The sequence below is a fragment of the Maribacter luteocoastalis genome (genome assembly GCF_048890225.1).
In the GTDB taxonomy this organism is placed as follows: Bacteria; Bacteroidota; Bacteroidia; order Flavobacteriales; family Flavobacteriaceae; genus Maribacter; species Maribacter luteocoastalis.
Genome location: NZ_JBMFZG010000010.1, coordinates 169,892 through 177,237 on the forward strand (window position 1 = coordinate 169,892; position 7,346 = coordinate 177,237).

The 7,346-nt window shown below is 37.5% G+C and carries 7 protein-coding genes; 2 read left to right on the plus strand and 5 right to left on the minus strand.

The genetic code is table 11. From position 1 onward, the window contains the following. The 3 genes from ACOCEA_RS16630 to ACOCEA_RS16640 form a co-directional block, all read right to left on the minus strand. Complete coding sequence (locus ACOCEA_RS16630; RefSeq protein WP_420757400.1) at window positions 1–1,341, minus strand: UDP-glucose dehydrogenase family protein; 1,341 nt, start codon at window positions 1,339–1,341, stop codon at window positions 1–3. 6 nt (window positions 1,342–1,347) lie between these two features. Then, the gene (locus ACOCEA_RS16635; protein WP_420757401.1) at window positions 1,348–2,343 is read right to left on the minus strand and encodes an SDR family oxidoreductase; all 996 of its coding nucleotides are present in this window, start codon (window positions 2,341–2,343) and stop codon (window positions 1,348–1,350) included. Window positions 2,344–2,450: 107 nt separating this feature from the next. Beyond that, complete coding sequence (locus ACOCEA_RS16640) at window positions 2,451–3,464, minus strand: NAD-dependent epimerase (protein WP_420757402.1); 1,014 nt, start codon at window positions 3,462–3,464, stop codon at window positions 2,451–2,453. Window positions 3,465–3,762: 298 nt separating this feature from the next. Between ACOCEA_RS16640 and ACOCEA_RS16645 the strand changes: the two genes are divergently transcribed. Both ACOCEA_RS16645 and ACOCEA_RS16650 read left to right on the plus strand, forming a co-directional pair. Next, entirely contained in the window at window positions 3,763–3,909 is a 147-nt protein-coding gene (locus ACOCEA_RS16645; RefSeq protein WP_420757403.1) for a hypothetical protein, read from the plus strand. Between the two features lie 90 nt (window positions 3,910–3,999). Next, the gene (locus tag ACOCEA_RS16650) at window positions 4,000–5,544 is read left to right on the plus strand and encodes a hypothetical protein (protein WP_420757404.1); all 1,545 of its coding nucleotides are present in this window, start codon (window positions 4,000–4,002) and stop codon (window positions 5,542–5,544) included. A gap of 4 nt (window positions 5,545–5,548) precedes the next feature. On the opposite strand, the gene ACOCEA_RS16655 is transcribed toward ACOCEA_RS16650, so the two are convergent. Further along, complete coding sequence (locus ACOCEA_RS16655) at window positions 5,549–6,484, minus strand: alpha/beta hydrolase family protein (RefSeq protein ID WP_420757405.1); 936 nt, start codon at window positions 6,482–6,484, stop codon at window positions 5,549–5,551. 183 nt (window positions 6,485–6,667) lie between these two features. Then, window positions 6,668–7,346: T9SS type A sorting domain-containing protein (locus tag ACOCEA_RS16660; RefSeq protein ID WP_420757406.1), on the minus strand; the 679-nt coding region annotated here is incomplete at its 5' end.

The following is a 7,346-nucleotide window of genomic DNA, read 5'->3' on the forward strand; positions in this document are numbered from 1 at the left end:
TTAACTATTCTTTAAACTTTTACCAATCTGATGGTATTCAAAGCCCAAGGCCAACATACGTTCATCGTTATACTGGTTTCTACCGTCAAAAATTACGGCTTCTTTCAGTTTGGATTGTATTTCCATAAAATCTGGCGCTCTAAACTCTTTCCATTCTGTTAAGAGCAATAAGGCATCGGCTTCTGTCAAAGCCTCATATTTTGAATCGGCAAACACCAAATTAGGTACATCTTTTAAGTAAAAATGTTGTGCCTCCGGAATGGCCTTAGGGTCATAGGCAATTACTTTGGCGCCCAAGGACACTAATTTTTTAATGATGTAGATGGCTGGGGCCTCCCGCATATCATCTGTACCTGGTTTAAAGGCCAAGCCCCAAACGGCAAAGGTCTTTCCAGAGAGGTCATGTCCATATTTTGCTATTACCTTTTCAGCGATCACTAATTTCTGGGCATCATTTACAGCCTCCACGGCACCAATAAGTTTGGCCTCATACCCATTTTGCTCGGCCGCTTTTTTTAGGGCCTTTACATCTTTAGGAAAACACGAGCCGCCATAGCCACTTCCGGGATAGATAAAGCTGTACCCAATACGACTGTCGGAACCGATACCTATGCGTACCTTGTTTACATCGGCACCTACCAGCTCACAAATATTGGCCACCTCGTTCATAAATGAGATCTTGGTGGCCAACATGGCATTGGCCACATATTTGGTCATTTCTGCCGAACGCACATCCATGGTGATCAAACGGTCCATACTGCTCCTAAAGAAGGGGGCGTATAGCTGTCGCATTTTTTCAGCGGTTTCCTTGTTATCCGTTCCGACCACTACACGATCTGGCTTCATAAAATCACTTATAGCGTCCCCTTCCTTTAAAAATTCCGGGTTGGAGACCACATGAAAGTCCATATGCACCTTTCTTTTGTCCAACTCTTGGTTGATCACGGCCTTTACCTTATCTGCGGTACCCACGGGAACCGTAGATTTATCAACAACTATTAAAGGTCGTTGCATGTGTTCCCCAATACTTTGGGCCACCTGCAACACATACTTAAGGTCTGCGGATCCATCTTCACCCATAGGGGTGCCTACCGCGATAAATGCCATATCGCAATTTCCAATACTGTGGGCCAACTCGGTGTCAAACCTAAGTGTGCCATTGGCTACATTACCTTGTACCATGGCTTCCAAACCCGGTTCATAAATGGGGATGATGCCGTTGTTAAGGTTGCTTATTTTTTGTTCGTCAATATCTACACAGGTAACCTTGTTGCCCATTTCCGCAAAACACGTTCCAGTAACCAAGCCCACATAGCCCGTACCTATAACCGTTAATCTCATGTTTGTTTATTTTAAATTTTCCCAGTACCATTGTACTGCCTGTTTTAATCCTTGCTCTATATTAAATTGAGGGGCATAACCTAACAAGTGTTTTGCCTTGCTAATATCTGCCAAGGAGTGGGGAACATCCCCTTGTCTATTAGGGCCATAGCTAATGGGTATATTTTTTATTTCAGGGTCAAAAGCTCCTAAATAGGTTTTTAATAAGCCTACCAATTCATTTAAATTGGTACGTTCACCATAGGCTACGTTATAGACCGTATTTGCAGCATCGGAATCACCCAAAATCGCACGAATGTTCATTTCCACAACATTATCAATATAGGTGAAATCCCTGGAATAACTACCATCCCCATTAATAACGGGGCTCTCATGCGCCATTAATTTTAGGACAAATTTTGGGATTACCGCAGCATAGGCGCCATTAGGGTCTTGTTTTCTACCAAATACATTAAAATAGCGTAACCCAATGGTTTCCAATCCATAGGTACTATTAAAGATATCTGCATACAGCTCGTTCACATATTTGGTAATGGCGTAGGGTGACAAGGGTTTGCCAATCACATCCTCTACCTTGGGCAGGCTTTTGGAATCCCCGTAGGTAGATGAGCTAGCGGCATACACCAATCGTTTAACACCACTATCCCTAGCCGCAACCAACATGTTCAAAAATCCGGAGACATTTACGGCATTACTGGTAATAGGATCATTGATAGAGCGTGGTACAGAGCCCAAGGCCGCTTGGTGCAATACATAATCTACACCGGTACAGGCTTTGTTGCAAGTTTCCAAATCGCGGATATCCCCTTCAATTAGGGTGAAATTTTGGTCTGCATGCAGCTGGGCGATGTTTTCCTTTTTACCTGTGGCAAAATTATCCAAACAGGTTACCTTATTGCCATTTTGCAGCAGGGCCTCACAAAGATTGGAGCCTATAAAACCGGCTCCCCCTGTTACTAGGATATGAAATGATGGTGCTAATGCTAAATGTTTTATATTCATGGTTAGGCTAAAATTTGCTGCAAAGATGGCGTTTTGTAGGTAATTTCCTTTACGAATTTAGATGAACTTTTTAAATAACAGTTAAATGACCAATTTAGTATAGTTGCCTATTGGTTATGATAGTTTTTGTACCATTGTACAAATGCGGTAATCCCTTGTTCTATACTGGTATTAGGTTTATAATGATAGTCTTTTTGTAAGGCAGTGGTATCTGCCCAAGTTTTTTTTACATCCCCAGGTTGCATGGGGAGTAATTTTTTAATGGCCTTTTTGTTAAGGGCCACTTCTATCTGGGAAATGAAATCCTGGAGTTTCACCGCTTTGCCATTTCCAATATTATACAGCTTATAGGTATGTTTTGTAGGTGTGTCAGTCAGCATCACCCTAGTAATGCCTTCCACAATATCGTCTATGTAGGTAAAATCCCGTTCCATTTCACCGTTATTGAATACCTTGATTGGTTTACCTTCAGCAATGGCCTTTGTGAACAGATATATGGCCATATCTGGACGGCCCCATGGGCCATATACCGTAAAAAAGCGTAAGCCCGTTGTACGCAAACCATATAAATGGCTATAGGTATAGGCCATAAGTTCATTACTCTTTTTGGTGGCGGCGTATAAACTAATGGGATGATCTGTACGTTGGTCAGTGGCAAAGGGCATTTTGGTATTGGCACCATAAACACTAGAACTGCTTGCGTAAACCAGATGTTGGATGTGATTATGTCGGCAACATTCCAAGATATTTAAAAACCCCACAATATTACTATCCACATAGGTCTCTGGGTGTTCCAAACTATAACGTACGCCTGCTTGGGCGGCCAAATTGCAGACGACATCAAATTTCCCCTTTTTAAATAGTTTAGGTAGCCGTTTACGATCTTCTAGAGTTAATCTAATAAAGGTAAAATTAGGATGTACTTGGCTTTTAATCCATTTTTTTACCGTGCTATCTGCTTCTTCCTGTATGCCTAACTGCAATAGGCGATTTTTTTTAAGGTACACATCATAATAATCGTTTAAATTATCCAGCCCCACTACTTTATGCCCTTGATTTATAAGCTGTTTACAAACATGGTACCCAATAAAACCGGCGGCACCGGTCACTAAAATTTTCATAAGACTAATTTAATATAAAAATAAGGACATTCTCGGAATTGGGAGGGGTAATTGGAGGTTTGTTCAATGGTTTCAGGTGATGTGTTGTTGTAACTGTGAGTAAAGATCGGTGTGGGTATTACTAAAGAACGGTTTAAAAGTTTTGGTCCACAATCTGAAAAACAAGAAGAAATATGCTATTGGAATTTTATAATTAGGATGGATATTTTGGGTTGAATTTTCTTGGTGGGCTTTATGTAAAATGTTCATATTTCGATTTTAAAAAAAATGTAGGGTGTTGATGGATAAAAGTTTATGAATGTTAAGAAAAGAGGTAGTTCGTCGAAAATGGCCCAACGAAATGTTAAAAACCACCATGTTGAAAATCCAAAACAAACCTATCCCCGTAGAACCTAAAGTGATGAAAAATGATGATGCTAGTATAAAAAAAGCATTGAAAAAATAAAACACCATGCATTTCATCGAAAAAAGAAACTATTTCACCTAATATTTTGCAATTACAATTATTTTTAAATTCCCAAAAGAAGTATCACTTATGAACTTGAACAAAAACCTACACCCCCGACTGTTTATCCTTATCCTTTTTTGTAGTATCTCTATATTCACTTCTTGTGAAAAGGATACAGACCTATTTGCCGAGATAATGGCACAAAATGAGGCACAAGCGCTGGAAGATGAGAAAGCGGCAACTGAAGATTCTACCGCAACGAACGATGTTGCCACCCAAGAAATTCCTGAAGAACCAATTATCGATACCTCATTTGATGACAAGGCAACCATACTCAAGGCCTTTCCCTCAGCATTTGGCGGTGGTTCCAATGCAAGTGGTGGCCGAGGAGGACGTATAATCCATGTAACTAACTTAAACAATAGTGGATCTGGTTCCTTACGTGAGGCGTTAACTGCCACAGGACCTAGAATAGTTGTTTTTGATATTTCTGGTACAATTCGAATCAGCAGTGAAATATATGTACATGATGCAAGTGATTTGACAATTGCTGGACAAACTGCGCCTGAAGGTGGAATAACAGTTACAGGTGATCGCATTTTGTTTTACAAGTCTAATAATGTTATAATTAGATATTTACGAAGTAGACCAGCTAAGGTTGTCGGCAACCCAATTCCAGATGATAAAAAGACAGCTTCTTTTTTATTTTGGGGAGGTCAAGATATTATTCTTGATCATTGTTCTGCTTCTTGGGCCGGAGATAAGGCCATTTTGTTTGCAACAAATATTCATGGATTACCCAATCGAAATTTTACTACTCAAAAGACAATTATAGCTGATAGTCACACAAGTGTTTTATTGGGGGTTCAAAGCAATGGTGATTACAATTCTGTTGATAATATCTCATTTACCTGTAACTTGATAGGGAATAATACAACAAGAACGCCGAATATGAGCGGTAACGGTTATTTTGAAATTAAGAATAATGTCATTCATGGTTGGACTTCAAAATTAACCACATTAAATGGTGGTAATTCCAAAGTTAACCATCAGGGTAATTATTATAAAAAACCACAAGGTGTTTCGTTAGCTTATAATAGATACCAACCAGTATCTGGTAAACCTGAAATTTATTCTAATGGTAATTTTTATAGTGGTTTGTTGAATGGAGAAGCTAATGAGAATAATGAAATTATTTGGATTAATACATCGACTAATGAACAATTGTCAAGTGATTTTTTTGTGGATAGTCCTCATTCGGGCAATATCTCAAACTCATTTCCTACATTAACTGCCCAGGAAGCTTATGATTTTGTAATAAACGATGTAGGAGCCAATAAATATTATGATAACGATGGAGTTGTCAAAACATTTTTAGACTCTTACGATCAATCAGTTATTAACAATACTATTAACAACGTTAGAATTGAAGTTAAAAATTCTTATAGTTGGGTGTTGCCAAATTTGCCATCAAATGTGAGACCTAGTAATTATGACACCGATCAAGATGGTATGGCAGATGCTTGGGAACTACGAAGATTTGGTGATCTAACTAGATCTCATTCAGGAGATGAGGATGAAGATGGATATACTAATATTGAAGAGTTTATAAATCAAGTTGATTTTTATTAGTATTTTATTGTAGTAGATTATCAAATGCAAACGGAATTAATATTTCATGACCTCCTTCGAAAATAGTAATATTAACGAATGAGGTTTTTTTTCTTAAAATAATTGCTCTATTTTGTATTTTACCATAAGTTTCATGCACTTTATTTTGTTTTGACAATTGTATTATTTCTTTCTCAGATATGTATAAGTTGTCATCGATTACATTATGTGCATTAAGAATTTTGTTGTAAAAGTTAATAGAATGAGTATATGGCACACTACCACTATTACCATCATTGATTCCAGCATAAAGGTCTATTGAACTTGTCCTTTTAGTTATTAAAGTATTATTCCAATATAACGGAGATCTAGAATTATAATCATTATTGGGTATACAATTAGTAATATCGGTTTGATAATTATAATTACTTAGGACAATGTGGCGATACCATTCTTGTAAATCCGAAATGGCTGCCCAAGAAGCATATTTTTTGGCACTAAATTTAGATTTCATATAAGTGCATAATGTAGCATAACCTCCACCACTTGCACCAATAATATATATCTCATTAACATTTGCATTATTTTCTTCGATCATAAATTGAATAGCATCATCTATATCAGAAATCACTTTGTCACTACAACAAGCATCTATATGATTATTTTTTCCTCTAAAATCTGGATGTATATAATTATAGTCTTTGGCGATGGCTAAAATTGAAATGGAATCTCTTTGCAAGTAATTTCCGCCCCATGTATGAAGACTAACAATTAAAGGTTTGTTTTTTTTTGAGCTAAAATATACCATTGCCTTTTGTATCTTATCGTCTACAGTGCAAGGAATATTTATTTCTGAAGTTTCACTAGGCCAATCTTGTTGTATTGTTCTACTATGTATATAGATACCAAGAATATATACCAAGATACAGATTAATGCTGTTATACCTATTCGTTTTATCATTTCAAAATATATTAAATTAGTATATCATTCTAGTATTTATATCTATTTAGTTTTAATTCCCAAAATATAAAAACAGACTTACTCAATAATATAACAATATTGAATTATAGTATTTTAAAAACAAGTAGAAATAAAAAAAGCCACTTATATGAGTGGCTTTTTTTTTTATTTCAATGTTTGCTACTATCTTTTTAATAATTTGCGTAATACTACGTCCCCGGTACTATCCAACCCAATGACTACATGGTAAATACCGGTATTCAATAAGGGTAGGTCCAGAATAACCGTAGCATCATGATTTTCTGGAATCAAGTACTGCTGTAATAGTTTTCCACTGATGTCATAAATACCTACGGTCATGGATTCCCCTAAAAAGTTATTTAGGTTTATCCCTACGTTTTGACTTTCAATAGGGTTAGGAAAAAGAATAATGGTGCTAAAATCATTATCTGCCGTTAAAACGCCATTTAGGTCTATATCTACAAATAGGGTATAGGTGCAACCATTTTCACTGGTAAAAAAATAGGTACCCACATCCTCTAAGTCAAAGAACTTAATATTGATATTGTCCGCTATGACTTCGCCACTTGGGGTAGTGATGCTAAATGGGGTCCGTTGTACCGTAGTCAATAATAATGATCCACCAACGGGTACTATAATCTCTGTCTCACCTTGCCCCAAAATACCTTCAATTACATACATGGCCGTAATAACACCAGCACAATTGGTATTCTCCCCATTTACGGTAACGGTGATGGTCATGGTATCGGTGAGCCCTTCGGCATCGGTCACCGTGAGCACGGCGCCATAGGTACCCGCGACGGTATAGGTATGCGTTGTATCGGCATTGCTGTCCAGGGCA